Here is a 25,931-nt window from a genome sequence, read left to right as displayed (position 1 = left end):
AGGGGCGAGCGAGGGGTGGTGGAGCTGTGGCTCCGCCACCCCTTACTCGTTCTTTACTATGCGAGCATGCGAGAACAGTCGGCGCAGGGCCGGTGGGAGTTGTGGACTCAGCGGCCTTTGCTGGCCCTCGCTGTGGTGTTCGCCGTCGCCTACGCCGTCCCGATCGTGGACACCTCGGCCGACCATGCGCTGACCGCCGCCTGCACGGGGGTGGAGTGGGTGGTGTGGGGGGCGTTCGCGGTGGACTACGGGGTGCGGCTGGCGCTGACGCCCGACCGGCGGCTGTTCGTGCGTACGCACTGGCTGGACCTGTGCGCGGTGGTGCTGCCGATGGTGCAGCAGCTGAAGCTGCTGCGGCTGGTCTCGACGCTCCTGCTGGTGGGGCGGCGGGCGCGGATGGCCTCGCAGATCCGGATGACGACGTACGTGGTGGGGGCGGTCGTCGGGCTGCTGATGTTCGGATCGCTCGCCGTGCTGTCGGTGGAGCGGGAGTCGCCGGACGGGAACATCCGCACGCTGGGTGACGCACTGTGGTGGTCGTTCACGACGATGACCACGGTGGGGTACGGGGACCACGCGCCGACCACCGGGCTGGGGCGCATCATCGCCGTCGGGCTGATGCTGTCCGGGATCGCGCTGCTGGGTGTGGTGACCGCGAACATCGCGGCCTGGTTCATCGCCCGGTTCGACAAGGACGACGTCGAGGAGCGGGCCCAGACGGAGGCGATCCGCGCGCTGACGGAGGAGGTGCGGGCGCTGCGGGCGGAGGTGGTGGCGCTGCGGGACAGGCCCCCGGGGGCTCTGCCCCCTGGACCCGCGCCCGTGCCCACCCACCACCGCTCCGGGTAGACGGGAAGGCGACGGCCGGCCCTAAAGCAGCCCGTTGCCCGTTCCCGTCGCTCCCGCCAGCCAGATGATCGCCAGCAGGGTGTCGATCGCGCCGAGGGCGACGGCGACCAGGGCCGGTACCGGACGGGAGCCCGCCCAACTGCGGCCCATGGCCAGCCATCCGCAGACGATCGCCGCGGGACCGAGGACGATCCCCAATGCGAAGAATCCGGCGACCGCGCACACGAGGCCGACGATGCCGAGCGTCGCGCGATCCGGCCCGGTCCGTGACCCCATGCGGCCACGTGAGCGGGGGTACCTGCGCGTGCCGTTTCCGAAGCCGGCCATCGAACAACTCCCTGGTTACCGGGGATGTGTTGATAGTCGGGTACCCGCGACACGCGCAATATTCCCCGCAGTTGCCGGACAGTCGGCGCGCTGCCCCCCTCCGGCAGCGCGCCGCGGCCCGGGCCGCCCTCCCCTCCGGAGGGCATGACCCACTGTGACCTGTGGCGGGACCCGGAGGCGAGGAACCTTTAGCGTCGTCACCCTGATAGGGGAAATTCGTTGAAGTTCCGTCAGGGTTGAGGAACCGTCAGATGTGCCCCACGCCCGCACCCGCCTCCGCGTTCTCGCCCCGCTTGGTGAGCAGCGCGACGAACACGGCGACGACGGCCACCCCGGCCGCGACCAGGGAGGCGAGGCTCATCCCGGAGATGAACGTGTCGTGGGCGACGTCGGTGATCTTCGCGGCGATCTCGGCGGGAGTGCCCTTCGCCACCGGTGCCACCCCGACCTGGACCGCTTCCGAGGCCTGGTCCAGCTGGGCGGGGGTGAGCTCCGGCAGGCCCGCGCCCTTCCAGTTGGCGGGCAGGTCGCCGTCGACCTTGGAGGCCATCACGGCGCCGAGCACGGCCGTACCGAGGCTGCCGCCGATCTGCATGGCCGCCTGCTGGAGACCGCCCGCCACGCCCGACAGCTCCATGGGTGCGTTGCCGACGATGACCTCCGTCGCGCCGACCATGACCGGCGCGAGGCCGAAGCCCAGGAGGGCGAACCAGATCGACATGAGACCGCTGCCGGTGTCCGTCTCCAGCGTGGACATGCCGTACATGGCGATCGCCGTGGCGGCCATACCGCCCGCCAGCGGGATGCGCGGGCCCAGTTTGGTGATCGCGGCGCCCGCGAGCGGGGAGCCGACGATCATCATGCCGGTCAGCGGGAGGAGGTGCAGGCCGGCGTCGATCGGGCTCATGCCGTGCACGTTCTGGAGGTAGAACGTCACGAAGAACAGACCGCCCATGAAGGCGATCGCCATCAGGACCATGAGGACCACACCCGCCGACAGCGGGACCGAGCGGAACAGGCCCAGCGGGATGAGCGGCTCCTTGACCTTGGTCTCCCAGAAGGCGAAGGCCGCGAAGAGCACGACGGAGCCGACCAGGAACGCCCAGGTCGCGCCGTCCGCCCAGCCCCAGGTGGGAGCCTTGATCAGGGCCCAGACCAGGCAGAACATCGCGCCGGAGAGGAAGGCGATGCCCAGGAGGTCGAAGGAGCGCGGGGCGTTCTCGGCACGGTGGTCGAGCAGGATCAGCCCGCCGAGGAGCAGGGCGAGGGCGCCGACCGGCACGTTGATGAAGAACACCGACTGCCAGTTGACGTGCTCGACGAGGACGCCGCCGAGGATCGGGCCGCCGGCGGTGGACGCGCCGATGACCATGCCCCACAGACCGATGGCCATGTTGAGCTTCTCGGCCGGGAAGGTCGCGCGCAGCAGACCGAGCGCGGCCGGCATCAGCAGCGCGCCGAAGAGGCCCTGGAGCGCGCGGAAGGCGACGACCGCGCCGATGCTGCCGGACAGGCCGATGGCCCCGGAGGCGGCGGCGAAGCCGACGACGCCTATGAGGAAGGTCTGGCGGTGGCCGAAGCGGTCACCGAGCTTGCCCGCGGTGATCAGGGAGACGGCGAGGGCCAGGAAGTAGGCGTTGGTGATCCACTGGACCTCGGCGAAGGTGGCGCCCAGGTCGCTGGCGATGGCCGGGTTGGCGATGGCCACGATGGTGCCGTCGAGGGCCACCATCATGACGCCGACGGCGACGGTGATGAGGGTGAGCCACTGGTGGCCGCGCAGCCCCTTGGCGGGCCGCCCGTCCGACGGGTCTGCCGGTGCCTTGCCGCCCGGCCCCGTCGTGTCGATGGTGGTCTGACTGGTCATGCGTTCGAGGTTAGTGACAGCCGCTGACAATTGACAAACGAGTTCATAAGTCGGTAACTGACACATCATGGAAACTCTGCGTGAGCGCAAGAAGCAGCGCACCCGGGACGCGCTGCTGCGCGCCGCCGTGGAGCTGTTCACCTCGCGGGGCTACGACGGGACGACCGTCGACGACATCGCGGAAGCCGTCGACGTCTCGCAGCGCACCTTCTTCCGCTACTTCGCCGGCAAGGACGAGGCCGCGCTCGCCCTGGTGGAGATGACGGTCGCGCGGTTCGTCCAGGCGGTGCGCGAACGCCCCCCTCACGAGGCGCCGATGGAGGCCCTGCGCCAGGCGGTGCTGGACGGCTGGGACTCGATCAACGAGGTCGTGGAGTCCGTCGTGCCCGTGGAGCTGTATCTGCGCATGTACCGGGTGGTCGAGTCGACGCCGGTGCTGCTCGCCGCACACCTGCGGCGCTCGGCGGAGATCGAGGAGGACCTCGCGCGGGTGATCGCGGAGCGGGAGGGGCTCGACCCGGACGCCGACCCGCGGCCCCGGCTCGCGGTGGCCGTGTTCAGCGGGGTGATGCGGGTGACGGAACGCCAGTGGTCCACGGGCGCGGACTTCAGCCTGGAGAGGATCCGGGCACTGACGGCCCTGTACCTGGACGGGGTGGGTCCCGCGCTGCTGGGAAACTGGCGCGAGGCCTGACGGTCGCGAAGACCCTGAGAAGCTTTATGACCCTCCCCACGCCCGGTCAAACGTGATCCGTGTCACTTGGGTCACCCGAGACCCTCTCGTTCTCCTAGTGTGTCCTTTCAGTGACTTCCTTCGAGACCTCCCCGCAACTCGGCGTCTGGCGCGCACTGGCCGCCCTGGCCGTGGTGTTCGTGATGCTGACGACCACCGGCTGGACCGCCCTGCGCCACCAGCGGGAGACCACCGCCCTGCAGAGCTCGCGCACGGCGTGGGAACACGGCCGGATGAACGGCCACCTGTTGCCGGACCCCGGCTCCGCGCCCGCCCGGCTCGCCCGCTTCTTCGCCTCGCTCACCGCGCCGCAGCGCACCGGGCTCGCACACGACTACGCGCTCGCCGTGGGCAACATGAACGGCGCCCCTGCCGAACTGCGCTACCGCGCGAACCGGGTGGCCCTGCACCAGCAGGTGCGGCTCGAGCGCGCCCGTATGCACGACAAGCGGCTCACGGCGTCGGGGCAGCAGCTGGCCGGTCGGCGCATGCACCGCTACGAGTCGATGAGCACCGGCGACCGGCAGATCCTGGCCTTCGACCCGGAGGGTTCCGGCCGGGTCGCCGAGGTGTTCGGCAACCTGGACAAGGCCGAGCGGATCTCCGTCGTCGTCCCCGGCGTCGACACCGATCTCCTCACCTTCCAGCGCACGAACCGCAAGTACTCGGCGCCGGTCGGCATGGCCCAGGCCCTGTACGCGGCCGAGGGCGAGGCGAGCCCTTCGACACGTACCGCCGTGATCGCCTGGGCCGACTACACCTCCCCCGACGGCCTCGGCATCGACTCGGCCACCGCGATGCGCGCCGAGAGCGGCGCCGTCCGGCTGAACGCCCTGCTGACGGCCCTGCCGGGCAGCGCCCCCGTCGCCATGTTCTGCCACAGCTACGGTTCCGTGGTGTGCGGGGTGGCCGCGCACTCCATGCCGGACCGGGTGGCCGACATCGCGGTGGCGGGCAGCCCGGGGATGCGGGTGGAGAACGCGGCCCAACTGGAAACCGGCGCCAGGGTATGGGCGATGCGGGACGCCGACGACTGGGTGCAGGACGTGCCGCACCTGGAGGTCGGCGGCCTCGGGCACGGCGAGGACCCGATGGCGCGGGAGTTCGGCGCCCGGGTGCTGTCCGCGCGGGACGCCCAGGGCCACGGAGGCTATTTCCGGCCGGGTACCGACAGTCTGCGCAACTTCGCCGAGATCGGCACCGGCGCGTACCACTCGGTGCGGTGCGCCCACGGCGTTGCCGCCTGCACGGCGGGTTTGTCCGATACGACAGAGGCCGGACGCGCGTAGAGACGCAGGAATTGCGGTGCGCGCGGGGAGGGGACGAAGAATGGGTGTCCCGCATACGATGAGCCGCATGGGTGACGTACTGGCCGGATTTCATGCCGCCTGGGAGTTCGAGTCCGATTCCGTCCTCATCCGCTACGAACGGGGGTTGCGCACGCCCAAGCTGCTCTCCGCACTGGGCGAGCGCCGGATTCCGCTGGCCGCCATCGGCCGGGTCACGCTGACCGCCGGCAAACGCGGGACGGTCGTGCTCCAGGCGGAGCCGCGGCCGGGAGCCGACCCGTTGATGGAGGCGGCCGCGGGGCAGCTCAAGGAAGCGTGCGACCCGTACCGGCTCGTGCTGCCCGCCGAACGGGAGACGCTCGCCGAGTACTACGCCGACGAGCTGCGGGCGCGGCTGACCGGGTCCGGGCCGGCCGAACGTTTCCTGGTGGACGCCCCCCAGGTGCCGCTGTCCTTCAAGGCCTACGACGGGAAGGCCTCGTTCGACGGGCGCACGGTGCGCTTCCGGTGGTTCTGGACGGGGGCCTCGTCGGCGAAGTGGAAGGCCGGCGACCAGAGTTTCGCCGTGTCCGAACTCAGTGGCGTCGAGTGGCGCTCGCCCGAGGTGTTCGAGGGACATCTGCGGCTGCTGAGCGGCGAGACCGCTCCGGCCCAGGCCGACCAGGACCCGGCGGCCGTCGTCTTCGGCCTGGGCTACGGGCCGGTGCACGAATCACTGCCGTTCGCGGCGGCGGTCCTCTCGGCGGTCCGCGGGCGCGTCGCCGTGGCGGCCGTCCCGGCCACGACCGCGCCGCGCCGGGACCCCGCCGACATCGCCGAGCGGATCCGGCATCTCGGCGAGCTGCACCGGGCCGGGCTGGTCACCGACGACGAGTTCTCCGTCAAGAAGGCCGAGTTGCTGGCCGAGCTCTAGGCCGCGGGCCGCGGACCCCCTACTCCCGGCCGGCGGAGGTGAAGCTCATGTCCGCGTAGCGGTCGCCCGCCACCTTGCCCGCTATCGGCTCCAGCAGCGCCAGTTCGTCCTCCGTCAGGTGGACGGCCGTCGCCGCCGCGTTCTCCTCCACCCGGGCCGGCTTGCGGGTGCCCGGGATCGGGATCACGGACAGGCCGTGGACCCGGGACTGCTGTTGGACCCAGGCCAGGGCGATCTGGCCGGGCGTGGCCCCGCGCGCCTCGGCGATCGCCCGGAGCGGGTCCAGGAGGGCCCCGTTCGCGGCGGCGTTGTCACCGGTGAAGCGGGGCTGCCGGCGTCGGAAGTCGTCGGCGGTGAGGTCCTGGTCGGCGTCGGCGAAGGAGCCCGTGAGGAAGCCCCGGCCGAGCGGCGAGTACGCGACCAGGGTCACGCCCAGTTCACGGACCGCGGGGACCACCTGGGACTCGATGTCGCGGCTGAACAGCGACCACTCCGACTGCACCGCGGCGATGGGGTGGACGTCGTGGGCCGTGCGCAGCTCGGCCGCCGTCACCTCGCTCAGGCCCAGTTGCCTGACCTTGCCCTCGCGCACCAGCTCCGCCATCACCCCGACGGTGTCCTCGATCGGCACGTTCACATCGCGCCGGTGCATGTAGTAGAGGTCGATGACGTCGACGTCCAGCCGCTTCAGGCTCGCCTCGACGGATCGGCGGATGTAGGGCGCGTCGTTGCGTACGATCCGGCGGGTCGGGTCGTCGGGCGGGACCGCGAGGGCGAACTTGGTCGCGATGACGACCTCGTCGCGGTGGGCGGCGAGGAACGGGGAGAGGAACTTCTCGTTCTCCCCCGCGCCGTACGCGTCCGCCGTGTCGTACATCGTGACGCCGAGCTCCAGGGCGCGTTCCAGGGTGGCCCGGGACCCGTTCGCGTCCGCGGGCCCGTACGCGAAGCTCATGCCCATGCAGCCGAGGCCCTGGACACCGATCTCGGGCCCCGTCCCGCCGAGTCGTGCCGTCGGGATCCTGGGGTCGGTCATCGGGCGGTCCTTTCCGCTTCGTCGTGGCGGACGCCGGTGGCGTCCGCGTAGAACGTGATCTTCCGGTCGAGTACGGCGAGGGTGTCCTGGAGTTCGGCGATCCGGGCCCGCACGTCGCGCCGGGTCGCCTCCAGGAGCTCGCAGCGCTCACCGAAGGTGCTCTCGCCCTCCCGCACCAGCTCGGCGTACCGCACCATGTCGGCGACCGGCATGCCCGTCAGCCGCAGCTTCCCGACGAGGTCGAGCCAGTCCAGGTCACGGTTGCTGTAGCGACGCTGGCCGGTGTGCGAGCGGTCGATGTGGGACATCAGCCCGATCCGCTCGTACCAGCGCAGGGTGTGCGCCGTCAGGCCGGTGAAGGCGACGACCTCGCTGATCGTGTAACTGTCCTGCCCGTCCGGACGGGGGTGCCGCGGAGGTGGCGCGGCGCAGACGTCCTGGGGGGCGGGGGTTTGCTCGATGGTCACGGGCGTGGTCTGCAACACCGTCATGGCCTCCACGCTATGGCCTTGGAGTGCGCTCCAAGCAAGCGGAATCGGTAAGAAAACCGGGGGACGCGGCCTGATCCCGCTGGTTAGCGTCGGAGCATGAGTCCCGTACGCCGTGCCCTGCCCGAGGATGCCGCCGAAGTGCTCCGGCTGCGCCAAGTGATGATCGACTCGCTGTTCCCGGTGGACTCCTCCACCGGCTGGCACGCCGAATCGCTGCCCACCCTGCGCGAGCGGCTGTCCGACCCGGACGGCGACTTCGCGGCCTTCGTCGTGGAACACCCGGAGCGGCCGGGCGCGCTGGCCGCGCTGGTCGTCGGGACGGTCGAGTACCGGATCGGACGGGCCGGCAACCCCCGGGGGAACATCGGTTTCGTCTTCAGCGTCGCCACCGACCCCGAGGCGCGCCGCCGGGGGTACGCGCGCGCGTGCATGGACGCGCTGCTGGAGTGGTTCCGGGCCCGGGGCGCCGTACAGATCCAGCTCACCGCGTCGGCCGACGCGGCCCCCCTCTACGCCTCCCTCGGCTTCAAGCCCAAGCCGGACCCCTTGATGGAGCTGCTCCTCTGAGCCGCATAGGCTCGACGGCATGTCGCTCAAGAGCCTCGCGCTGATCGAGAACTGGCCGGTTCCCTCCGCCTCCGCGGGTGTCGTCCGGGCCGACGGTACGGTCCTGGGGACCCATGGCCCCGTCGGCCGGCGTTTCCCGCTGGCCTCGGTCACCAAGCCGCTCGCCGCGTACGCCGCCCTGGTCGCGTACGAGGAGGGGGCGATCGAGCTGGACGAGCCGGCCGGGCCTCCCGGAGCCACCGTCCGCCACCTCCTCGCGCACACCTCCGGGCTGGCCTTCGACGAGCACCGGGTGACGGCGTCCCCGGGAGAGCGGCGGCTGTACTCCAACGCCGGTTTCGAGCAGCTCGGCGACCATCTGGCGAAGGCCACGGAGATCCCGTTCGCGGAGTATCTGCGACAGGCCGTCCTGGAGCCGCTGGGGATGGCCGGCACCTCCCTCGAGGGCTCCCCGGCCAAGGACGGGGTGTCCACCGTGACGGACCTGCTGCGGTTCGCGGCGGAGCTTCAGGCGCCCCGGCTGCTGGATCCCCGGACGGTGGCGGAGGCGATGAGCGTCCAGTACCCGGGGACCAAGGGCGTGCTTCCGGGGTACGGGCACCAGAACCCCAACGACTGGGGTCTCGGCTTCGAGATCCGCGACTCCAAGTCGCCTCACTGGACGGGGAGTTCCTCCTCGCCCCGCACGTTCGGTCACTTCGGGCAGTCCGGTACGTTCCTGTGGGTCGATCCCGTGGCGGGCCTGGCCGGGGTCGCCCTGACGGACCGGGCGTTCGGACCGTGGGCCGTCGAGGCGTGGCCCGCCTTCACCGACGCGGTGCTGGCCGAGGCGCGGGGCTGAGTTCCTCGCCTCCCTGGCCGAAGGCCCACATCAGCAGTTCCGTGTCCGTCACGCCCACCGCCTCCACGTCCTCGGCGTCCGTGATGCGCGCCGCGTCTCCCGCCGCCAGCTTCTCGGCGTCCAGGCGGGCCTCGCCGCGCACCACGTGGACATAGACGTGCGGCGCGTCCGGCACCGCCGTGCGCTCGCCCGCCCCCAGTCGCCGTACGTACAGCAGCGCGCCCGCCTCCGGGACGGCGTACGGGGTGGAGTCGGCGATGCCGCGGACGGTCTCGTAGGACGGGTCGCCGCCGGGGTCGAGGGGCGCCAGCCACATCTGCACGAAGGCCAGGGGCACATGGGCGTCGTTGCGTTCCACGTGCCGCACACCGCCCGCCGCGCTCAGCCGCTGCACGTCCCCGGGGCGGACCACGGTCTCGTGGCCGGCCGAGTCGCGGTGGGTGAGCTCGCCCTCGATCACCCAGGTGACGATCTCGGTGTGGCTGTGGGGGTGCTCGTCGAAGCCGGCGCCGGGCGCGAGGCGCTCCTCGTTGCAGGCGACGAGCGGGCCGAAGCGGAGGTTGCCGGGGTCGTAGTGCGGGCCGAAGGAGAAAGCGTGCCGGGTGTCGATCCCGGCCGCCGGGTCCCCGCCTCGGTAGCGCTCGGCGGCGCGCCGTACGTCCATCACGGGACCACCGTAGACCCGCCGCCGTCCGTGCGGTGACCGGGTGACGGCCGCGTGCCGACACCGTCCCGCGACCCGGCGGCCCACAGCCCCGTCCCGATAAGGCAGTCTTGTCCCGTGCCCGAACCCGAAACCAGTCATCCCGATCCCGCGGCGCACGCCGTCCACCCCCACCCCGCGACGCTGAAGCGGCTGGAGAAGTCCTCCGGAAGTCTCGCCGCCCAGGCCATCGCGCGGATGGACGAGACACTGTCGTGGTACCGGGCGATGCCCCCGGAGAACCGTTCCTGGATCGGGCTGGTCGCCCAGGCGGGCATCGCCGCCTTCACCGAGTGGTTCCGGCATCCGGACGCCCCGCAGGCCATCTCCACCGATGTGTTCGGGACCGCGCCGCGTGAGCTGACCCGGGCCATCACGCTGCGCCAGACCGTCGAGATGGTGCGGACCACCATCGAGGTCATGGAGTCCGCGATCGACGAGGTCGCGGCCCCCGGCGACGAGAACGTACTGCGCGAGGCGCTCCTCGTGTACGCCCGGGAGATCGCCTTCGCCACCGCCCAGGTCTACGCCCAGGCAGCCGAGGCACGCGGCGCCTGGGACGCCCGGCTCGAGTCGCTCGTCGTGAACGCCGTCCTGAGCGGCGAGGCCGACGAGGGGGCGGTGAGCCGGGCCGCCGCCCTCGGGTGGAACGCGCCCGAGCATGTGTGCGTCGTCCTCGGCACCGCGCCCGACGGGGACTCCGAGCTGACCGTCGAGGCGATCCGGCGCGCCGCCCGGCACGCCAAGCTCCAGGTCCTCACCGGGGTGCTCGGTTCCCGGCTGGTCGTGATCGCCGGCGGCAGCGACAACCCGCTCGCCGTCGCCAGGTCGTTGATCGGCCCGTTCGCCGCGGGACCCGTGGTGGCCGGGCCCGTCGTGCCCGACCTGCTCGCCGCGACCCGGTCGGCACAGGCCGCCGCGGCGGGGCTCAAGGCAGGTTCCGCCTGGCAGGACGCACCCCGGCCGGTGCTGGCGGACGATCTGCTGCCGGAGCGCGCGATCGCCGGTGATCCCGGTGCGCGTGAGCAGTTGGTGGAGGAGATCTACAGACCGCTCGAGGAGGCTGGTTCCGCGCTCCTGGAGACGCTCGCCGTCTATCTCGAACAGGCGTCCAGTCTCGAAGGGGCCGCCCGGATGCTCTTCGTCCATCCGAACACCGTGCGCTACCGGCTTCGACGTGTGACTGACGTCACCGGCTGGTCGCCGTCGGATGTACGCTCCGCGTTCACGCTCCGGATCGCGCTGATCCTGGGGCGTCTGGTCGACGGCGATCCTCAGACCTAAGCTTTTGTCGGGGCTCCACAAAACCCCCTGCCGTTCTTCGTCCCTGTCCCCACGGGCGGCCTCGGCCGTCCACAAGAGAGAGTGTGAGAGTGCTCGTACTCGTCGCTCCCGGCCAGGGCGCCCAGACGCCCGGCTTCCTGACCCCCTGGCTCGAACTCCCCGGTGCCGCGGCCCGCGTCGCCGCGTGGTCGGACGCCATCGGCCTGGACCTCGCCCACTACGGCACCCAGGCCGACGCGGACGAGATCCGTGACACCGCGGTGGCCCAGCCCTTGCTGGTGGCCGCCGGAATCCTGTCCGCGACGGCACTCGGCGAGGTGACGCCCGGCGCCGTGGCCGGCCACAGCGTCGGCGAGATCACCGCCGCCACCTTCGCCGGCGTCCTCGACGACACCGCCGCGCTGGCGCTCGTCCGCAGGCGCGGCCTGGCCATGGCCGACGCCGCCGCGATCACCGAGACCGGAATGTCCGCGCTGCTCGGCGGCGACCCCGAGGTCTCCGTCGCGCACCTGGAGAAGCTGGGGCTGACCCCGGCGAACATCAACGGCGCGGGCCAGATCGTCGCCGCGGGCACGCTGGAGCAGCTCGCCGCGCTGAACGAGGACAAGCCCGAGGGCGTCCGCAAGGTCGTCCCGCTGAAGGTCGCGGGCGCCTTCCACACGCGCCACATGGCACCGGCCGTCGAGGCTCTCGCCAAGGCCGCCGCCGACCTCGCGCCGGCCGATCCGAAGGTCCGCTACGTCTCCAACCGGGACGGACAGGCCGTCGCCACCGGCGCCGAGATCCTGGAGCGTCTGGTCGGCCAGGTCGCCAACCCGGTCCGCTGGGACCTGTGCATGGAGACCTTCAAGGAACTCGGCGCGACCGCGCTCATCGAGGTGTCCCCCGGCGGCACCCTGGTCGGTCTCGCCAAGCGCGCCCTGCCCGGTGTGAAGACGCTGGCGCTGAAGACCCCCGACGACCTCGACGCCGCTCGCGAGCTCATCGCCGAGCACGGCGTCGCCTGAGGAGCCCTGATGGCGAAGATCAAGCCCAGCAAGGGCTCCCCGTACGCCCGCATCCTCGGCGTCGGCGGCTACCGGCCCGTCCGGGTCGTCCCCAACGAGGTGATCCTCGAGACGATCGACTCGTCCGACGAATGGATCCGCTCGCGCTCCGGCATCCAGACCCGGCACTGGGCGAACGACGAGGAGACCGTCGCCGCCATGTCCGTCGAGGCGTCCGGCAAGGCCATCGCCGACGCCGGGATCACCGCCGGACAGATCGGCGCGGTGGTCGTCTCGACCGTCTCGCACTTCAAGCAGACGCCGGCCGTCGCCACCGAGATCGCCGACAAGCTCGGCACGAACAAGGCCGCCGCCTTCGACATCTCGGCCGGCTGCGCGGGCTTCGGCTACGGCCTCACCCTCGCCAAGGGCATGGTGGTGGAAGGTTCCGCCGAGTACGTGCTCGTCATCGGCGTCGAGCGGCTGTCCGACCTGACCGACCTGGAGGACCGTGCGACGGCCTTCCTGTTCGGCGACGGCGCGGGCGCGGTCGTGGTCGGCCCCTCCGACGAGCCGGCGATCGGCCCGACGGTCTGGGGTTCCGAGGGCGACAAGTCGGAGACCATCAAGCAGACCGTGCCGTGGACGGACTACCGCGACGGCGAGGTCGCCAAGTTCCCCGCGATCACGCAGGAGGGCCAGGCGGTGTTCCGCTGGGCCGTCTTCGAGATGGCGAAGGTCGCCAAGGAGGCGCTGGACGCCGCCGGCATCACCGCCGACGAACTCGACGTCTTCATCCCGCACCAGGCCAACGAGCGGATCATCGACTCGATGGTGAAGACTCTCAAGCTGCCGGAGTCCGTCATGGTCGCCCGTGACGTACGGACCACCGGAAACACCTCGGCCGCCTCGATCCCGCTCGCCATGGAGCGGCTTCTGGCGACCGGCGAGGCGAAGAGCGGCGACACCGCGCTCGTCATCGGATTCGGGGCGGGTCTCGTCTACGCCGCCACTGTCGTTACCCTCCCCTAGGCACTCCGTGCCGGATCATCCGGTCCGGCGTGGGAGAAACCCAATGCCACACCCTCTGGAATATCGAAGAAGGAGCGCCAACATGGCCGCCACTCAGGAAGAGATCGTCGCCGGTCTCGCCGACATCGTGAACGAGATCGCCGGCATCCCGGTTGAGGACGTCCAGCTGGACAAGTCCTTCACCGACGACCTGGACGTCGACTCGCTGTCCATGGTCGAGGTCGTCGTCGCCGCCGAGGAGCGCTTCGAGGTCAAGATCCCGGACGAGGACGTCAAGAACCTCAAGACCGTCGGCGACGCGACGAACTACATCCTCAAGAACCAGCAGGCCTGATCCATCGGTCCCCTGGGCTGAACTGCCCCGCCACCCGGCGGTGGCGCCGCTGAATCCTCGTAACGTTGGAGAAAGAATCCGTGAGCCCGACCAATCGCACCGTGGTCGTCACCGGTATCGGCGCAACCACACCGCTGGGTGGCGACGCAGCCTCTACCTGGGAGGGTCTGGTCGCCGGTAAGTCCGGTGTCAAGGTCCTGGAGCAGGAGTGGGCGGCCGACCAGGCCGTCCGCATCGCGGCCCCGGTCGCGGTGGAACCCCTCGAGGTCATCCCGCGGCCGCAGGCCCGCAAGCTGGACCGCTCGGCGCAGTTCGCGCTGATCGCGGCCCAGGAAGCCTGGAAGGACGCCGGCTTCTCCGGCAAGGCCGGCACTGTCGCGCCGGACGCCGACGCGTCGGACGACGGCCGGGGCGATGTCGACCCCGACCGGCTCGGCGCGGTCATCGCCTCCGGCATCGGCGGCGTGACCACCCTGCTCGACCAGTACGACGTGCTGAAGGAGAAGGGCGTCCGCCGCGTCTCCCCGCACACCGTGCCCATGCTGATGCCGAACAGCCCGTCCGCCAACGTGGGCCTGCTCGTGGGCGCCCGCGCGGGCGTGCACACGCCGGTCTCGGCGTGCGCGTCGGGCGCGGAGGCCATCGGCTACGCCATCGAGATGATCCGTACGGGCCGCGCCGACGTCGTCGTCGCCGGTGGTACGGAGGCGGCGATCCACCCGCTGCCCATCGCCGCGTTCGGCAACATGATGGCGATGTCCAAGAACAACGAGAACCCGCAGGGCGCCTCGCGTCCCTACGACATCGCCCGCGACGGCTTCGTCATGGGCGAGGGCGCCGGCGTGATCGTCCTGGAGTCCGCCGAGCACGCCGCCCGGCGTGGAGCCCGCGTGTACGCGGAGGCGGTCGGCCAGGGCATCTCCTCCGACGCCCACGACATCGTGCAGCCGGAGCCCGAGGGCCGCGGCATCGCGCACGCCCTCCAGAACCTGCTGGACAACACCGACCTGAACCCGGCGGAGATCGTGCACGTCAACGCGCACGCCACATCGACGCCGGCCGGTGACGTGGCTGAACTGAAGGCGCTGCGCAAGGTCTTCGGCGACGACGCGGACCACTTCGCGGTCTCCGCGACCAAGTCGATGACCGGTCACCTGCTGGGCGGCGCGGGCGGCGTGGAGTCCGTGGCGACGATCCTGGCGCTGTACAACCGGGTCGCCCCGCCGACCATCAACGTCGAGAACCTCGACCCCGAGGCCGAGGCCAACGCGGACATCGTGCGGGGCGAGGCGCGCAAGCTGCCCGTCGAGGGCCGTATCGCCGCGCTGAACGACTCGTTCGGGTTCGGCGGGCACAACGTGGTCCTGGCGTTCCGGACGGTCTGATCCCCGCCGTGAACGCCAAGTGGCCCGGACTCCCTCGGGGAGTCCGGGCCACTTGGCGTTGCGGGCCGGCGTCGAGCGGGTGGGGACCGGCCGCGCGCCCCTCGCGGAGCGGGGTGTCTCACACCACCTGGTGCAGCCAGCGCACGGGGGCTCCCTCGCCCGCGTATCTGAACGGTTCCAGCTCGTCGTCCCACGGCTTGCCTAGGAGCTTGGAGAGTTCGGCCTCCAGGTCGGTCTCGCCGCGCCGGCTGCGCAGCAGGGCCGCGCGCAGCCGGTCCTCGGGGATGAGGATGTCGCCGTGGATGCCGGTGACGGCGTGGAAGATGCCGAGGTCGGGAGTGCAGCTGTAGCGCTCGCCCTCGGCGGTGGCGCAGGGCTCGGCGGTGACCTCGAAGCGCAGCAGGTGCCAGCCGCGCAGCGCGGAGGCCAGCTTGGACGCCGTGCCGGGCTCGGCCTTCCAGGAGAACTCCGAGCGCCAGGTGCCCGGCGCGGCGGGCTGCCGGATCCAGTCGAGGTTGACGCGCGTGCCGAGCACCCCCGCGACGGCCCACTCGACGTGCGGGCACAGCGCGCGCGGCGCGGAGTGCACGTACAGAACTCCACGTGTCGTCACCGGGACCTCCGGGCAGAGCGGGACAGTCTTGCAGGCTGGCATGACGGCGGTGGCAGGCAGCCGTGTTGATGGCGAGGCTACCGTGCGGCGGCGCAAGGAGTGTGACGTACCGTCGGTCCCGGTGCCGTGAAACCTCCGCCATTCACCCGGCAGGACGCCTGTACGGGCGTGAGGCGTTCCATCTTGTGGGTGTGATTCGCCGGGAACTCCCGCGCGTTGTCATAGGGGGGCGTTGTTTCGAGGAGCGAGGGGAACACCAGCGGATGCGGAAACGGAAGCGGCACGCGCGAGCCGTGCTCGCGGGCACGACGGCGGCCGTCCTGGGCCTGGCCGGTTGTGACGCACTGGGGGGCGGCGGCGGTGACGGCCCGCCGGGTACGCAGGCCCGGCGGGCCGAGCCGTCGCCGTCGCCGTTGTGGGACTCCAGTCCCTCCTCGGTCGCGGCGGTGGGCGACTCGATCACGCGGGGCTTCGACGCGTGTACGGTGCTCGCGGACTGCCCGGAGGTGTCCTGGGCGACCGGCAGCAGCGCCGAGGTGAACAGCCTCGCCGTCCGGCTGCTGGGCCCGGCGAAGGCGGCCACGCACAGTTGGAACTACGCGGCGACCGGGGCTCGGATGGCGGACCTGGCGGCCCAGATGACCCAGGCGGTGGCCGTGAAACCGCAGTTGGTGACGGTGATGGCGGGGGCGAACGACGCCTGCCGGGAGTCGCCGGCGGCGATGACGTCGGTGGCCGATTTCCGCGGGCAGTTCCAGGACGCGCTGAGCACGCTGCGCCGCGCGCTGCCGAAGACGCAGGTGTACGTGACGAGCGTGCCCGACCTGAAGCGGCTGTGGTCGCAGGGGCGGACGAACATGCTGGGCAAGCAGGTGTGGAAGCTGGGTCTGTGCCCGTCGATGCTGGGCGACGCGGACGCTCTGGACGCGGCGGCGACCCTGCGCCGGGACACCGTGCAGAAGCGGGTCGAGGCCTACAACTCGGTGCTGTCGGAGGTCTGCGCGAAGGACGTGCGGTGCCGCTTCGACGGCGGCGCGGTGTACGGCTTCCGCTTCGGCACCGACCAGCTGAGCCACTGGGACTGGTTCCACCCGAGCAAGAACGGACAGGCGCGGCTCGCGGAGATGGCCTATCGAGGAGTCACCGCGAAGACCCCGTGACTTAGGGTTTCGCTCATGAGCGAACACTTCGGAACACTTTCCGACGGCACCGCGGTGCACCGCTGGACCCTGGAGCGGGCGGGCACCCGGGTGCGGGTCCTGTCGTACGGCGGGATCGTGCAGTGCGTCGAGGTGCCGGACCGGGAGGGGCACACGGCCAACGTGGTGCTGGGGTTCGCCGGTCTGGAGGGCTATGTCACGCACCCGGAGCCCTACCTCGGGGCGCTGGTCGGGCGGTACGCCAACCGGATCGCGCAGGCCCGCTTCCCGCTCGACGGCCTGACGTACGCGCTCGCGCCGAACGACGCGCCGAACTCCCTGCACGGCGGCGAACGCGGCTTCGACAAGCGGGTGTGGGACGTCGAGCCGGTCGAGCACGGACTGCGGCTCAGCCGGGTCTCCCCGCACGGCGAGGAGGGCTTCCCCGGCCGCCTGGAGGCCACGGCTACGTACACGCTGGACGCGGCGGGGGCGCTGCGGCTCGTGTACGAGGCGGTCACGGACGCGCCGACGGTGGTGAACCTGACCAACCACAGCTACTTCAACCTGGGCGGGCCCGGGAGCGGCAGCGCCGGCGGCCATGAACTGCGGCTGGCCGCCTCCCGTTACACGCCGGTGGACGCGGACCGGGTCCCGACGGGTGAACTCGCGCCGGTGGCGGACAGCCGCTTCGACTTCCGCGCGGCCCGCAAGGTCGGCTCCGGCCACGACCAGAACTTCGTGCTCGACAAGGGCCTCACGGACAACCCGGTCGAGGTGGCCGAGCTGCACGATCAGGCGTCCGGGCGGGTGCTGACGGTGGCGACCACCGAGCCGGGGCTCCAGCTGTACACCGCCGACCATCTGGGCGAGCCCTTCGAGCCCGGCGAGGGTGTCGCGCTGGAGACCCAGCACTTCCCGGACTCGCCGAACCGGCCGGATTTCCCGAGCACGGTGCTGCGGCCGGGGGGCCGGTACCGGTCGGAGACGGTGTACGGCTTCTCGGTCCGGTAGGGGCCGCGGCCGAGGGCCGGAGAAAAGATGTTGCCCCGGTCCAGGGGTCAGGTCCCGGACCGGGGCTGTCAGCGGGGCGACGAACGCCGCTTCACACGTTAATCGTCGCGGTGATCCTGCGGTCCGCGATCGAGCGGCCCACCTGGATTTCGTACGAACCCTTCACAAAGGACCACCGGTGGTCCGCCTCGTCCCACACCTCGAAGGCACGGGCGGGGATCTCCGCGGTGACCTCGGCGCTCTCCCCCGGGCCCGCCTCGACGCCGGCGAAGCCGGCCAGCCAGCGGACCGGGCGGTCGGGTACCGGCCCCGCGCCGGGGGCCGTACCGGTGGGGGCGAGGTAGACCTGTACGACCTCGCGGCCCGGGCGCTCGCCGGTGTTGCGGATCCACACCGTGACCGCGGAACCCGTGATGTCGGCCGACTCGTACGTCCAGTCGGTGTAGCCGAGGCCGTGTCCGAAGGGGAAGACCGGGGTGCGGCCCGCCTTCTCCCAGGCCCGGTAGCCGATGAGGACGCCCTCGGAGTAGCGCAGTTCGCCGTCGGTGGAGGTGACCTCGGTGACGGGGGCGTCGGCGAGGGAACCCCACTGGGTGGGCAGCCGGCCGCCGGGTTCGTGGGCGCCCGTCAGGACGTCCGCCAGCGCGGCCCCGCCCTCCTGACCGGGGAACCAGGTGAGCAGGACGGCCGCCACGTCCTCGCGCCACGGCAGTAGACGACCTCCTTCCGCCACTCGGCCGCTGCGGGTGGGCCGCGGGCGGCGGCATGGCGTGGACCCCTCGCGTCACGGGATACTTCCGCCGTCCCACCTCCACGCTCTCCCCCACAGCGACGGAAGGACCCCATCACCCGTGCATTCCATACGAGTTCGCGTCGGCGTCCTCGGTCTGGCCCTGTTGGCCGGACTCTCCTCCCCCACCACCGCGACCGCGGTCGAAACCGCGCCCGCCCGCTCGCCCACCGTCGAGGAACAGCGGCTGACGCAGGCCGTTCCCCGGGAGATCCTCGCCCGGTCCGGGTTCGACGTGGTGGCCCCGCGTCTCGCCCGCGGCCTGGCGGCCGCCCACTCCTACACGCAGGCCCGCCGGGTCGTCACCCGTGAGGGCGGGGCCCTGTGGCGGCGGGCGGTGGACCGGGTGCAGGGGCGCGGCCCCGCCGGCGGGGACCTCAGCCGGGACGACGACCGGCCGCTGTACTGGGCGCGGCTCGGCATGACGACCGAAGTGCGCACCTGGCAACCCGCGTTCACGATGACCGACGGCCAACGGGCCGCTCTGCTCGATACGTTGGAGCGCACCTCACGCGGGCAGACCGACATCCGCCATCCGCGGCACGCCGACGGGCTCAAGCACGTTCTGGTCACGGGCTTCGACCCGTTCACCCTGGACCGGGACATCCGGATCTCCAATCCCTCGGGAGCGACCGCGCTCGCCCTCGACGGCACGATGATCCGGACCGCGAACGGCCCGGCCCGGGTGGAGACCACCGTCTTCCCGGTGCGCTGGCGGGACTTCGCGGACGACACGGTGGAACGCGCCCTGCGGCCGTACCTGCCGCACGTCGACCTGTTCACGACCGTCAGTCAGGGCCGCGTCGGCCGCTTCGACGTCGAGCGCACCAACGGGGCCTGGCGCGGCGGCTTCCCCGACAACGAGAACATCGGCCGGACGGAGACGGTCCCGGTCGCCGACCCCGCCTCGCAGCCGCAGTGGACGACCACGACCCTGCCGTACACCGCGATCGTGGCGGCGGACACGGGCCGGTTCCCGGTCTACGACAACACGGGCGTCACCGAGATCCCGGCGGGCGGCACCGACCCCGTCGTCCGGCCGGACGGACCGACCGCAGGCTCGATCGCCCGGGCCGGGGGCGGCGGGAACTACCTCTCCAACGAGATCGCCTACCGGGCCACCCTGCTGCGCGACAGGCTGGGGCTGCACGACAGCCTGCCGGGCGGCCATGTGCACACGCCGGTGCTCCAGTTCGGGACCGGCAACACCGATCCCGCGACCGGCACGGTCACCGATCCGGAGTTCGTGCGCAACCGGCTGGACATCGTCGCGCAGGTGCGCGCGATCCTGAGCGTGGCGGCGGGGGCGTAGCGGCGCACGGCCCCGCGGCGGAGGGGGCGTGGGCAGCCGGGTTCTTCGGCGGGCGGCGCCGGCGAGGCGGGTTCGGGGCGGCGGGCGGCAGCCTGGTCAGGGCGTGGCGTTCCGTCGGTCGGGGGCGTGGGCCCCGCCGGCGTGGTACCCCGCGTCGCCCCTGCCCTTTCCCCCGCCGCCGGCTCCCCCGTCCGGGTCATCCCCCTCGGGGGTGTCCTCGCCGAGCAGTTCACGGGCGAGCATCGTGGCGCCCGCGACCGCACCCGGCATCAGGAACACCGCGACGACGGGTACCAGGAAGGCCAGGCCCAGGGGGGTGCCGAAGCCCCAGATCAGGGTCTTGCGGGAGCGGAACAGGGCGAGGCGGGCGCGCAGGTCGACATCCCTGCGCTGGAGGGCGACGGCGGCGAGTTCCTCGGTGAGGAAGAAGCCGGTGACGAAGAACCCGATCACCGGGACCACCGTCTGCCCGACGACCGGGACGAACCCGAGGGCGAACAGCAGCACGGCCCACAGCAGCGCGCGGCAGAGGATGCGGAGGCTGTCGCGGGCGGAGATCCACAGCTCGCGCCAGAGCGGCAGCGCGGACTCGGGGGCCGTGCCGTCGGGCGAGAGGTCCCGGTCGACCCTCTCGGAGAGGCTCTCGTAGAAGGGCTGCCCGATGAGCAGGGTGACCGCGGTGAAGGTGAGGACGGCGAGCAGCAGGCCGAGGGCGAACAGCACGGCGACGAGGAGACCGCGGAACAGACCGCGCCAGGGACTCGACCAGTCGTCGGCGAACGGTGTCGACCATCCCACGAAGTCCTCGCCCCACACCGCGAGCGCCACCAGGGCCGCCGCGTAGAGGACGAGCGTGATCAGGCCGGGAAGGAGCCCGAACCCGTACTGCCTGCCGTGCCGGGCCACCCACCGCTGGCCCTTCAGGAGGTATGTGAACCCCACCCCGAGATCGCGCATGGCCGAACTCTATCGGTCGTGCACATTTCATTGCGGAGGGCGGTGAGCCCCGCGCAGGACGCCTGTGGCGGCCCTCGTAGGCCCATCCGGGGCATCGGTGACACCAACACCTGCCCGTCGCAGTTGAGTCGAACAGGTACACCTCGCCGTACCGATCCACGGAAGCAACGATCTCGGCAAGCAGGAGGAGGTGCTTCGGTGTGATGGCGTGGTACGGAGCGAGGCCGGGCTTGAGGGATTTGTCGGCGCGCGCGAGCAGTGGGCTGGTTGAGGAGAGCGGATGACTCGAGTGACTCGGACGACGAGGGAGATCCACGGCAGCGTCGCCGACGGATTCGAAGCGGTTCGGGAGGAGTTCACCGCGTTCGTGGCGGAGGAACAGCCCGACTACGAGGGCCAGTTGTGCGCATACGTGCACGGTCGGCGGGTCGTCGACCTGTGGGTCCCGGGCGACGACGCCGGACCCGACTCCCTCTACGGCGTCTACTCGTCGACCAAGGGCGCGGCCCACCTGGTGGTCGCCCTCCTCGTGCAGGAGGGCACCCTGGAGCTGGACCGCAAGGTCACCTACTACTGGCCGGAGTTCGCGGCCGAGGGCAAGGGCGCGCTGACCCTGCGCGAACTGCTCGCGCACCGGGCCGGGGTGATCGGCACGGACGGCGGGTTCTCTCCGCAGGAGCTGGCCGACGACCGGCAGATCGCCGAACGTCTCGCCGACCAGCGGCCGTTCTGGCGACCGGGCACCGCCTTCGGCTATCACGCCCTGGTCATCGGGGCGCTCGCCGGTGAAGTCGTACGGCGGGCCACGGGCCGTACGCTCCAGGAGGTGTACGCGGAGCGGGTGCGCGTCCCGTACGGGCTGGACCTCTTCCTGGGACTGCCCGCGGCGCACGAGCCACGCTTTCGCACCGCCCGGCCGATGACGCCGACCGCCGAGCAGCGGGCACTGATGGACTCCCTGCCCGGCGGGCCGCACACGCTCGCCGCCGTCGCCTTCAACCGGCACGCCGCCGTCCCGACCGACCTGGAACTCCTGCCGAACGACCCGCTGATCCGGGCCCGGGGGCCGGCCTCGGTGGGCGGGGTGGCCTCGGCGCGCGGGCTGGCCGGGCTGTACGCGGCGGCGATCAGCGAGGTCGGCGGGAAGGCGCCGCTGCTGAAGGAGGACACGGCGGCGGAGTTCGGACAGCTGCACTCCGTCGGGTACGACGTGGTGGCGCGCACGCACAAGTCGTACGGGCTGGGTTTCCAGGCGACCGCGGACACCTGGCACCCGTTCCTGGGCGCCGGGGCGTTCGGGCACAGCGGGGCGAGCGGCTGCCAGGCGTTCGCGGATCCGCGCAGCGGGCTCGCCTACGGCTACACACGGCGCCGGTTCGCCTTCCCCGGAGGATGCGCGCCGGAGAACGACCGGCTGGCGGCGGCGGTGCACGGCGCGGCACTGGTCTGCGGCTGACGGCCCGGCGCACGGGACCGGCCCCGCGGAGCGGCCGCCCCGCGGGGCCGCCCGAGAGAGGGCCGGCGAGAGGGCCGCGGAGACGGACGAGAGCGAAGGCCGCACCCCACGTCCAGGGGTGCGGCCTCGTCACGGACGACGACCGTCGGGGACGGCCGGGGCGGCCGACCGTGGCCTACGGCCGGGGCGGCCGACCCGTGCCGACGACGGCGTCGAAGACCACCGCCGTGCGGCCTCACGGACCGGGGGTCACGGACCGGGGGTCAGAGCTTGACGATCATCTTTCCGGTGTTGTCGCCGCGCAGGACCCCGAGGAACGCCTCCAGGTTGTTCTCGATGCCCTCGACGACCGTCTCGCGGTACTTCAGCTCGCCGGAGCGGACCCAGGCGCCCACCTCCTGGACGAACTGCTGCTGGAGGTCGTAGTGGTCGCCGACCAGGAGACCCTCGATGCGACCGCGGGTCTGGATGAGACGGGCGAGGTTCTTCGGGCCGGGAGCCGGCTCGGTGTTGTTGTAGACGGAGATCATGCCGCAGATCACGATGCGGCCCTTCTCGTTGAGCGAGCCGATGGCCGCCTCGAGGTGGTCGCCGCCGACGTTGTCGAAGTAGACGTCGACACCGTCGGGAGCGGCCTCGCGCAGCTGCGCGGCCACGGGGCCGTTCTTGTAGTTGAAGGCCGCGTCGAAGCCGTACTCGTCGACGAGCAGCTTGACCTTCTCGTCGGAACCGGCCGAGCCGATGACCCGGGAGGCGCCCTTGAGCCGGGCGATCTGGCCGACCTGGCTGCCGACGGCGCCGGCCGCGCCCGACACGAAGACGGAGTCGCCCTCCTTGAAGGAACCGGTGCGCAGGAGCCCCGCGTAGGCGGTCAGGCCGGTCATCCCGAGGACACCCAGGTAGGTGGAGAGGGGCGCGGCCTCGGGGTCGACCTTGACGGCCTGGTCGGCGGCGAAGGTGGCGTACTCGCGCCAGCCGCCGAAGTGCAGGACGTGATCGCCGACGGAGACGCCCTGGGCTGCGGAGGCGACGACCTCGCCGACCGCCCCGCCCTGCATGGCCTTGCCGAGCTCGAAGGGGGCCACGTACGACTTGGCGGCGCTCATGCGGCCGCGCATGTAGGGGTCGACGGAGACAAACGCGTTGCGTACCAGCACCTCACCCGGGCCGGGCTGCCGGATCTCCGCCTCGGCCAGCTCGAAGTCCTCGGGCTTCGGCCAGCCGACGGGACGGCTGAGCAGACGCCATTCGCGGCTGGTGGTGGGGAGGGCGGAGTCGGTCATGGGGGGCTGCCTTTCAACGCGTGCAAATGCTTCACTACCTGAAACAACCATGCTCCTGAATATTTCAGGATGTCAAGTAACGGGGTACCCTGATTCCATGCCCACCCCACATCCGGCCCCTCTCCCCGATGCCCTGACCCTGGAGGTCGTCGGTCTGATCGGCGAGGTCGTGGCCCGTTACTACGAGGACTACGAGGAAGCCGCCGCAGGTCACGCACTCACCGGCGCGCAGGCCCGACTGCTGAGCCTGCTGTCGCTGGAGCCGCTGCCGATGCGGAAGCTGGCGAAGAAGCTGAAGTGCGAGCCGTCCAACGTCACCGGCATCGTCGACCGCCTGGAGTCCCGCGGGCTGGTCGAGCGTCGCCCCGACCCGGCCGACCGCCGGGTGAAGCTGGCGGCGGCCACGGACGAGGGCCGGCGGATCGCCAAGGGGCTGCGCGAGTCGCTGCGGTTCGCGCGGGAGCCGCTGGCAGGGCTGGCGGAAGAGGAGCGCGTGGCGCTGCGGCGGATGCTGCGGCGGATGCTGGACGCGGAGGACGACCAGGGCTGACCCGGCCCGGCCGACCGGCCGGATCGTCCGCGCCCGCGGCTCAGTCGTCCCCGCCGGACTCCGGGCTCCTGCGGTTCGTGCGCGTCAGCCCGCGGGCCAGTTCGCCTGCCGCGAGGGTCGCGACGGCCACGGCACGCGCCCAGCGCGGGCCGCCTCGCGCCGCCCACCAGACACAGGCGCAACCGCCGAGGACGACTGCCAGGACCCCCGTCAGGGCGAGCACCATCATTCTTCTTCCGCTCCCTCGGCCGTGAACTCGTACTGCAACTCGTAGAGATGGCCCGCCTTCACCATCACGGTCACCTCGACGGGACGGCTGCCGTCGCCGTGGATCACGCGCAGGGTGCGCAGGACCGGCATGCCACTGGTGAGGTGCAGCGCCTGGTACTGCGCCTGGGTGGGCACCCGGGCCGAGACCCGGTCGGTGCTGCGGCGGGGCGGGTGGCCGAGTTCGGTCAGCAGGGCGGAGGCGCCGCCGCGGATCCTGCGGCGCTCCGCCAGGGCCGTGCCCCGGGCGATGTCCAGCGGGTAGTACGCCTCGACCAGCTCGGCGGGTTCGTCGTCGACGAGGAGGATCTGGGCGCGGAGCAGCGCGGTCCCGTCGGACGGGAGACCGAGGACGGCACGGACGTCGGCCGGCGGCCGGGTCTCGGCCACGTCCAGCAGCCGGGTGCGGGCGTGCGTGCCGTGTCTGGCCGCCTCGGCGAGCCAGCGGTAGGGCGCTCCGGTCCGGCTGGACGTCATCAGCGCGGCGGGGCGGACGGTGCGCCGGCGGTGCTCGCGGACGGTGACGGCGGCGCCCGCCCTGCCGACCACCAGGCATTCGTCCTTGAGGAGCCGCAGGGCCTTCTGGACCGTGGCGCTCGACGCCTCGAAGCGTTCCTTGAGCTGGGCGGTGGTGGGCAGGTTGGCGCCGGGGGCGAGCTCGCCGCTCATGATGTCGTCGCGCAGATCGGCCGCGATGCGCTCATGGAGGGAGCGGCGGTCGACGGCTTCCGGGTCTGCCTTGGGCACGGTCATCCGATCCTGATCTGGTAGCGCAGCCTCTGCCGTAGGGCAGGCATCACCATACGGTCGACCTGGATCGGCCGGTCGTCCTGGTCCAGTGTGAGCCGGACGAGCCGCAGGACCGGTTCCTCGGGACCGGTCCGCAGGGCCCGGCGCTCCTCCCCGTCCGGCATCCCGGCCGTCACGTCCTCCCGGACGAGGACGCCGACGTGGCCGAGTTCGGCGAGCAGGGTGAGTGCTCCGCCGGGGATCTTGGCGGTCGCGGCGAGACGGGTGCCCCCCGCTATGGCGGCCGGGTAGTACGTGTCGGTCAGCTCGCTGGGCTCGTCGTCGAGGAGGATCAGGCGCCGGCGTACGACGACCGGTTCGCCTTCGGGGACGCCGAGCAGCGCCGCCACGTCGGCCGGGGCGGGCACCTCACCGGCGTGCACGATGCGCTGGGTGCCGCGCCGCCCCTGCGCCGCGGCCTCGGCCGCCCAGGCGTCGCCCTGCCCGGTCCCTCGTGGCATCAGATACGGCAACGATGTGCTGACCCATCCGCTCGTACCCACGACTCCTCCTGTACGGCCGACCGTTCTTTCGACCCTGCCGCCCTACACGGTAGGCGACTTGACTCATCGGCCAACCGCCACCCTCAGCCACCCTTCAGCGCCTTGTCACCTTTCGCGAACAACAGTAAGGTTTCGCCGCAGGACGCCCCAGAACCACCGGAGGTGCCCCCGTGCCCCTGTCACGGCAACGTCGTTTCCCCCGCTCGCGCGCCTCGGTACGGGCCGCCCGCGCCTTCGTCCACCAGGTCCTGAGCGACTGGGGCTGTGTGGACCGGCTGGACGACATAGCGCTGTGCGCGTCGGAGCTGGCCACGAACGCCCTCCTGCACGGTGTGCCTCCCGGCAGGCAGTACTGCGTGAGCCTCACCCTCGACGGCCCGCTGGTCCGGCTCGCCGTACGCGACACCGGTGACCGGCCCGTGCCCGCGGGCCCTCCGTCACCCGACGCCTGCTCGGGGCGGGGTCTGCTGCTGGCCCGCCAGATCGCCGACGACTTCGGCATCACGGAACACATCGTCGGCAAGACGATCTGGACGGTCTTCAAGACCGACCCCCGCCCCACGACACCCTGAGGACGGCAGCCCACAGCCGCAGGCGGACGCTCCCGGCCCGGGGCCGGGA

28 protein-coding genes and 1 pseudogene are annotated in these 25,931 nt (G+C 71.9%); 17 read left to right on the top strand and 12 right to left on the bottom strand.

What is annotated here, in order from left to right:
• The first annotated feature begins 66 nt into the window (after positions 1-66).
• A complete protein-coding gene (locus OHS71_RS28455; protein ID WP_328482167.1) occupies positions 67-849 on the top strand; it encodes a potassium channel family protein in 783 nt (260 codons plus the stop codon).
• Positions 850-870: 21 nt separating this feature from the next.
• Here OHS71_RS28455 and OHS71_RS28450 read toward each other — a convergent pair whose 3' ends face one another.
• The gene (locus OHS71_RS28450) at positions 871-1,176 is read right to left on the bottom strand and encodes a small hydrophobic protein (RefSeq protein WP_328482166.1); all 306 of its coding nucleotides are present in this window, start codon (positions 1,174-1,176) and stop codon (positions 871-873) included.
• Positions 1,177-1,423: 247 nt separating this feature from the next.
• Positions 1,424-3,043: an MFS transporter gene (locus OHS71_RS28445; RefSeq protein ID WP_328482165.1), complete on the bottom strand. Its 1,620-nt coding sequence runs from the start codon at positions 3,041-3,043 to the stop codon at positions 1,424-1,426.
• A 67-nt stretch (positions 3,044-3,110) separates the two neighbouring features.
• Between OHS71_RS28445 and OHS71_RS28440 the strand changes: the two genes are divergently transcribed.
• From OHS71_RS28440 to OHS71_RS28430, 3 genes are all read left to right on the top strand, one after another.
• Complete coding sequence (locus tag OHS71_RS28440; RefSeq protein ID WP_328482164.1) at positions 3,111-3,737, top strand: TetR family transcriptional regulator; 627 nt, start codon at positions 3,111-3,113, stop codon at positions 3,735-3,737.
• Between the two features lie 110 nt (positions 3,738-3,847).
• A complete protein-coding gene (locus OHS71_RS28435) occupies positions 3,848-5,065 on the top strand; it encodes an alpha/beta hydrolase (protein ID WP_328482163.1) in 1,218 nt (405 codons plus the stop codon).
• 58 nt (positions 5,066-5,123) lie between these two features.
• On the top strand, positions 5,124-5,978 hold the full coding sequence (locus tag OHS71_RS28430; RefSeq protein ID WP_328484673.1) for a DUF4429 domain-containing protein: 855 nt from the start codon (positions 5,124-5,126) through the stop codon (positions 5,976-5,978).
• Positions 5,979-5,997: 19 nt separating this feature from the next.
• Here OHS71_RS28430 and OHS71_RS28425 read toward each other — a convergent pair whose 3' ends face one another.
• Positions 5,998-7,014 carry an aldo/keto reductase gene (locus OHS71_RS28425; protein ID WP_328482162.1) on the bottom strand — a complete coding sequence of 339 codons (1,017 nt, stop codon included), beginning with the start codon at positions 7,012-7,014 and terminating at the stop codon, positions 5,998-6,000.
• Positions 7,011-7,505, bottom strand: coding sequence for a MerR family transcriptional regulator (locus OHS71_RS28420; RefSeq protein WP_328482161.1), 495 nt, complete (start codon positions 7,503-7,505; stop codon positions 7,011-7,013). The genes OHS71_RS28425 and OHS71_RS28420 overlap by 4 nt, the downstream gene beginning before the upstream one ends.
• Positions 7,506-7,601: 96 nt before the next feature.
• On the opposite strand from OHS71_RS28420, the gene OHS71_RS28415 reads away from it, so the two are divergent.
• Together OHS71_RS28415 and OHS71_RS28410 are read left to right on the top strand one after the other, a co-directional pair.
• On the top strand, positions 7,602-8,072 hold the full coding sequence (locus OHS71_RS28415) for a GNAT family N-acetyltransferase (RefSeq protein ID WP_328482160.1): 471 nt from the start codon (positions 7,602-7,604) through the stop codon (positions 8,070-8,072).
• 19 nt (positions 8,073-8,091) lie between these two features.
• Complete coding sequence (locus tag OHS71_RS28410; protein ID WP_328482159.1) at positions 8,092-8,913, top strand: serine hydrolase domain-containing protein; 822 nt, start codon at positions 8,092-8,094, stop codon at positions 8,911-8,913.
• Here the strand turns inward: OHS71_RS28410 and OHS71_RS28405 are convergent.
• On the bottom strand, positions 8,879-9,577 hold the full coding sequence (locus OHS71_RS28405) for a pirin family protein (RefSeq protein WP_328484672.1): 699 nt from the start codon (positions 9,575-9,577) through the stop codon (positions 8,879-8,881). The genes OHS71_RS28410 and OHS71_RS28405 overlap by 35 nt on opposite strands.
• Positions 9,578-9,694: 117 nt before the next feature.
• On the opposite strand from OHS71_RS28405, the gene OHS71_RS28400 reads away from it, so the two are divergent.
• From OHS71_RS28400 to OHS71_RS28380, 5 genes are all read left to right on the top strand, one after another.
• A complete protein-coding gene (locus OHS71_RS28400) occupies positions 9,695-10,900 on the top strand; it encodes a PucR family transcriptional regulator (RefSeq protein WP_020126928.1) in 1,206 nt (401 codons plus the stop codon).
• Positions 10,901-10,989: 89 nt separating this feature from the next.
• Positions 10,990-11,907: an ACP S-malonyltransferase gene (locus OHS71_RS28395; RefSeq protein WP_328482158.1), complete on the top strand. Its 918-nt coding sequence runs from the start codon at positions 10,990-10,992 to the stop codon at positions 11,905-11,907.
• Between the two features lie 9 nt (positions 11,908-11,916).
• On the top strand, positions 11,917-12,918 hold the full coding sequence (locus OHS71_RS28390) for a ketoacyl-ACP synthase III (RefSeq protein ID WP_328482157.1): 1,002 nt from the start codon (positions 11,917-11,919) through the stop codon (positions 12,916-12,918).
• An 82-nt stretch (positions 12,919-13,000) separates the two neighbouring features.
• Positions 13,001-13,252 (top strand): acyl carrier protein, encoded by a 252-nt coding sequence (locus OHS71_RS28385; protein ID WP_328482156.1) that lies wholly within the window; start codon positions 13,001-13,003, stop codon positions 13,250-13,252.
• Between the two features lie 80 nt (positions 13,253-13,332).
• Positions 13,333-14,637 carry a beta-ketoacyl-[acyl-carrier-protein] synthase family protein gene (locus OHS71_RS28380; protein WP_328482155.1) on the top strand — a complete coding sequence of 435 codons (1,305 nt, stop codon included), beginning with the start codon at positions 13,333-13,335 and terminating at the stop codon, positions 14,635-14,637.
• Between the two features lie 118 nt (positions 14,638-14,755).
• Here OHS71_RS28380 and OHS71_RS28375 read toward each other — a convergent pair whose 3' ends face one another.
• Complete coding sequence (locus tag OHS71_RS28375) at positions 14,756-15,250, bottom strand: DUF3145 domain-containing protein (protein WP_328482154.1); 495 nt, start codon at positions 15,248-15,250, stop codon at positions 14,756-14,758.
• A 263-nt stretch (positions 15,251-15,513) separates the two neighbouring features.
• Between OHS71_RS28375 and OHS71_RS28370 the strand changes: the two genes are divergently transcribed.
• Both OHS71_RS28370 and OHS71_RS28365 read left to right on the top strand, forming a co-directional pair.
• A complete protein-coding gene (locus tag OHS71_RS28370; protein WP_328482153.1) occupies positions 15,514-16,410 on the top strand; it encodes an SGNH/GDSL hydrolase family protein in 897 nt (298 codons plus the stop codon).
• Positions 16,411-16,425: 15 nt separating this feature from the next.
• Complete coding sequence (locus OHS71_RS28365; RefSeq protein WP_328482152.1) at positions 16,426-17,403, top strand: aldose epimerase family protein; 978 nt, start codon at positions 16,426-16,428, stop codon at positions 17,401-17,403.
• Between the two features lie 91 nt (positions 17,404-17,494).
• Here the strand turns inward: OHS71_RS28365 and OHS71_RS28360 are convergent.
• Positions 17,495-18,115 (bottom strand): annotated as a pseudogene (locus tag OHS71_RS28360) (fibronectin type III-like domain-contianing protein); the annotation flags it as partial.
• A gap of 139 nt (positions 18,116-18,254) precedes the next feature.
• Between OHS71_RS28360 and OHS71_RS28355 the strand changes: the two are divergent.
• Positions 18,255-19,505 (top strand): pyroglutamyl-peptidase I family protein, encoded by a 1,251-nt coding sequence (locus OHS71_RS28355; protein ID WP_328482151.1) that lies wholly within the window; start codon positions 18,255-18,257, stop codon positions 19,503-19,505.
• Positions 19,506-19,601: 96 nt separating this feature from the next.
• Here OHS71_RS28355 and OHS71_RS28350 read toward each other — a convergent pair whose 3' ends face one another.
• On the bottom strand, positions 19,602-20,462 hold the full coding sequence (locus OHS71_RS28350) for an EI24 domain-containing protein (protein WP_328482150.1): 861 nt from the start codon (positions 20,460-20,462) through the stop codon (positions 19,602-19,604).
• Between the two features lie 280 nt (positions 20,463-20,742).
• On the opposite strand from OHS71_RS28350, the gene OHS71_RS28345 reads away from it, so the two are divergent.
• On the top strand, positions 20,743-21,918 hold the full coding sequence (locus tag OHS71_RS28345; RefSeq protein ID WP_328482149.1) for a serine hydrolase domain-containing protein: 1,176 nt from the start codon (positions 20,743-20,745) through the stop codon (positions 21,916-21,918).
• 263 nt (positions 21,919-22,181) lie between these two features.
• Here OHS71_RS28345 and OHS71_RS28340 read toward each other — a convergent pair whose 3' ends face one another.
• Positions 22,182-23,201 (bottom strand): NADP-dependent oxidoreductase, encoded by a 1,020-nt coding sequence (locus OHS71_RS28340; protein ID WP_328482148.1) that lies wholly within the window; start codon positions 23,199-23,201, stop codon positions 22,182-22,184.
• A gap of 97 nt (positions 23,202-23,298) precedes the next feature.
• On the opposite strand from OHS71_RS28340, the gene OHS71_RS28335 reads away from it, so the two are divergent.
• Positions 23,299-23,751 (top strand): MarR family winged helix-turn-helix transcriptional regulator, encoded by a 453-nt coding sequence (locus OHS71_RS28335; RefSeq protein WP_328482147.1) that lies wholly within the window; start codon positions 23,299-23,301, stop codon positions 23,749-23,751.
• Positions 23,752-23,791: 40 nt separating this feature from the next.
• Here OHS71_RS28335 and OHS71_RS28330 read toward each other — a convergent pair whose 3' ends face one another.
• From OHS71_RS28330 to OHS71_RS28320, 3 genes are read right to left on the bottom strand one after another with little or no spacing between them, the layout of a single operon-like run.
• Positions 23,792-23,980 (bottom strand): hypothetical protein, encoded by a 189-nt coding sequence (locus OHS71_RS28330; RefSeq protein ID WP_328482146.1) that lies wholly within the window; start codon positions 23,978-23,980, stop codon positions 23,792-23,794.
• Positions 23,977-24,771, bottom strand: a complete 795-nt coding sequence (locus OHS71_RS28325; RefSeq protein WP_328482145.1) for a GntR family transcriptional regulator — start codon at positions 24,769-24,771, stop codon at positions 23,977-23,979. Before OHS71_RS28325 ends, OHS71_RS28330 begins: the two co-directional genes overlap by 4 nt.
• A complete protein-coding gene (locus OHS71_RS28320) occupies positions 24,768-25,310 on the bottom strand; it encodes a UTRA domain-containing protein (RefSeq protein ID WP_328482144.1) in 543 nt (180 codons plus the stop codon). Before OHS71_RS28320 ends, OHS71_RS28325 begins: the two co-directional genes overlap by 4 nt.
• Before the next feature lie 170 nt (positions 25,311-25,480).
• Here OHS71_RS28320 and OHS71_RS28315 point away from each other — a divergent pair, with 170 nt between their 5' ends.
• Positions 25,481-25,882 (top strand): ATP-binding protein, encoded by a 402-nt coding sequence (locus OHS71_RS28315; RefSeq protein ID WP_328482143.1) that lies wholly within the window; start codon positions 25,481-25,483, stop codon positions 25,880-25,882.
• The last annotated feature ends 49 nt before the right edge of the window (positions 25,883-25,931 follow it).

Source organism: Streptomyces sp. NBC_00377 (assembly GCF_036075115.1).
In the GTDB taxonomy this organism is placed as follows: domain Bacteria; phylum Actinomycetota; class Actinomycetes; order Streptomycetales; family Streptomycetaceae; genus Streptomyces.
Note: the sequence above shows the minus strand (reverse complement) of the source record. Positions and strands in the feature narration are given on the sequence as shown.

Coding starts and splice junctions, on each gene's coding strand:
- OHS71_RS28440 (WP_328482164.1), top strand. CDS start 3,111: ATGGAAACTCTGCGTGAGCGCAAGAAGCAGCGCACCCGGGACGCGCTG.
- OHS71_RS28410 (WP_328482159.1), top strand. CDS start 8,092: ATGTCGCTCAAGAGCCTCGCGCTGATCGAGAACTGGCCGGTTCCCTCC.
- OHS71_RS28455 (WP_328482167.1), top strand. CDS start 67: ATGCGAGAACAGTCGGCGCAGGGCCGGTGGGAGTTGTGGACTCAGCGG.
- OHS71_RS28420 (WP_328482161.1), bottom strand. CDS start 7,505: ATGACGGTGTTGCAGACCACGCCCGTGACCATCGAGCAAACCCCCGCC.
- OHS71_RS28350 (WP_328482150.1), bottom strand. CDS start 20,462: ATGCGCGATCTCGGGGTGGGGTTCACATACCTCCTGAAGGGCCAGCGG.
- OHS71_RS28450 (WP_328482166.1), bottom strand. CDS start 1,176: ATGGCCGGCTTCGGAAACGGCACGCGCAGGTACCCCCGCTCACGTGGC.
- OHS71_RS28405 (WP_328484672.1), bottom strand. CDS start 9,577: ATGGACGTACGGCGCGCCGCCGAGCGCTACCGAGGCGGGGACCCGGCG.
- OHS71_RS28370 (WP_328482153.1), top strand. CDS start 15,514: ATGCGGAAACGGAAGCGGCACGCGCGAGCCGTGCTCGCGGGCACGACG.
- OHS71_RS28430 (WP_328484673.1), top strand. CDS start 5,124: ATGAGCCGCATGGGTGACGTACTGGCCGGATTTCATGCCGCCTGGGAG.
- OHS71_RS28445 (WP_328482165.1), bottom strand. CDS start 3,043: ATGACCAGTCAGACCACCATCGACACGACGGGGCCGGGCGGCAAGGCA.
- OHS71_RS28335 (WP_328482147.1), top strand. CDS start 23,299: ATGCCCACCCCACATCCGGCCCCTCTCCCCGATGCCCTGACCCTGGAG.
- OHS71_RS28390 (WP_328482157.1), top strand. CDS start 11,917: ATGGCGAAGATCAAGCCCAGCAAGGGCTCCCCGTACGCCCGCATCCTC.
- OHS71_RS28345 (WP_328482149.1), top strand. CDS start 20,743: ATGACTCGAGTGACTCGGACGACGAGGGAGATCCACGGCAGCGTCGCC.
- OHS71_RS28385 (WP_328482156.1), top strand. CDS start 13,001: ATGGCCGCCACTCAGGAAGAGATCGTCGCCGGTCTCGCCGACATCGTG.
- OHS71_RS28425 (WP_328482162.1), bottom strand. CDS start 7,014: ATGACCGACCCCAGGATCCCGACGGCACGACTCGGCGGGACGGGGCCC.
- OHS71_RS28365 (WP_328482152.1), top strand. CDS start 16,426: ATGAGCGAACACTTCGGAACACTTTCCGACGGCACCGCGGTGCACCGC.
- OHS71_RS28330 (WP_328482146.1), bottom strand. CDS start 23,980: ATGATGGTGCTCGCCCTGACGGGGGTCCTGGCAGTCGTCCTCGGCGGT.
- OHS71_RS28340 (WP_328482148.1), bottom strand. CDS start 23,201: ATGACCGACTCCGCCCTCCCCACCACCAGCCGCGAATGGCGTCTGCTC.
- OHS71_RS28415 (WP_328482160.1), top strand. CDS start 7,602: ATGAGTCCCGTACGCCGTGCCCTGCCCGAGGATGCCGCCGAAGTGCTC.
- OHS71_RS28325 (WP_328482145.1), bottom strand. CDS start 24,771: ATGACCGTGCCCAAGGCAGACCCGGAAGCCGTCGACCGCCGCTCCCTC.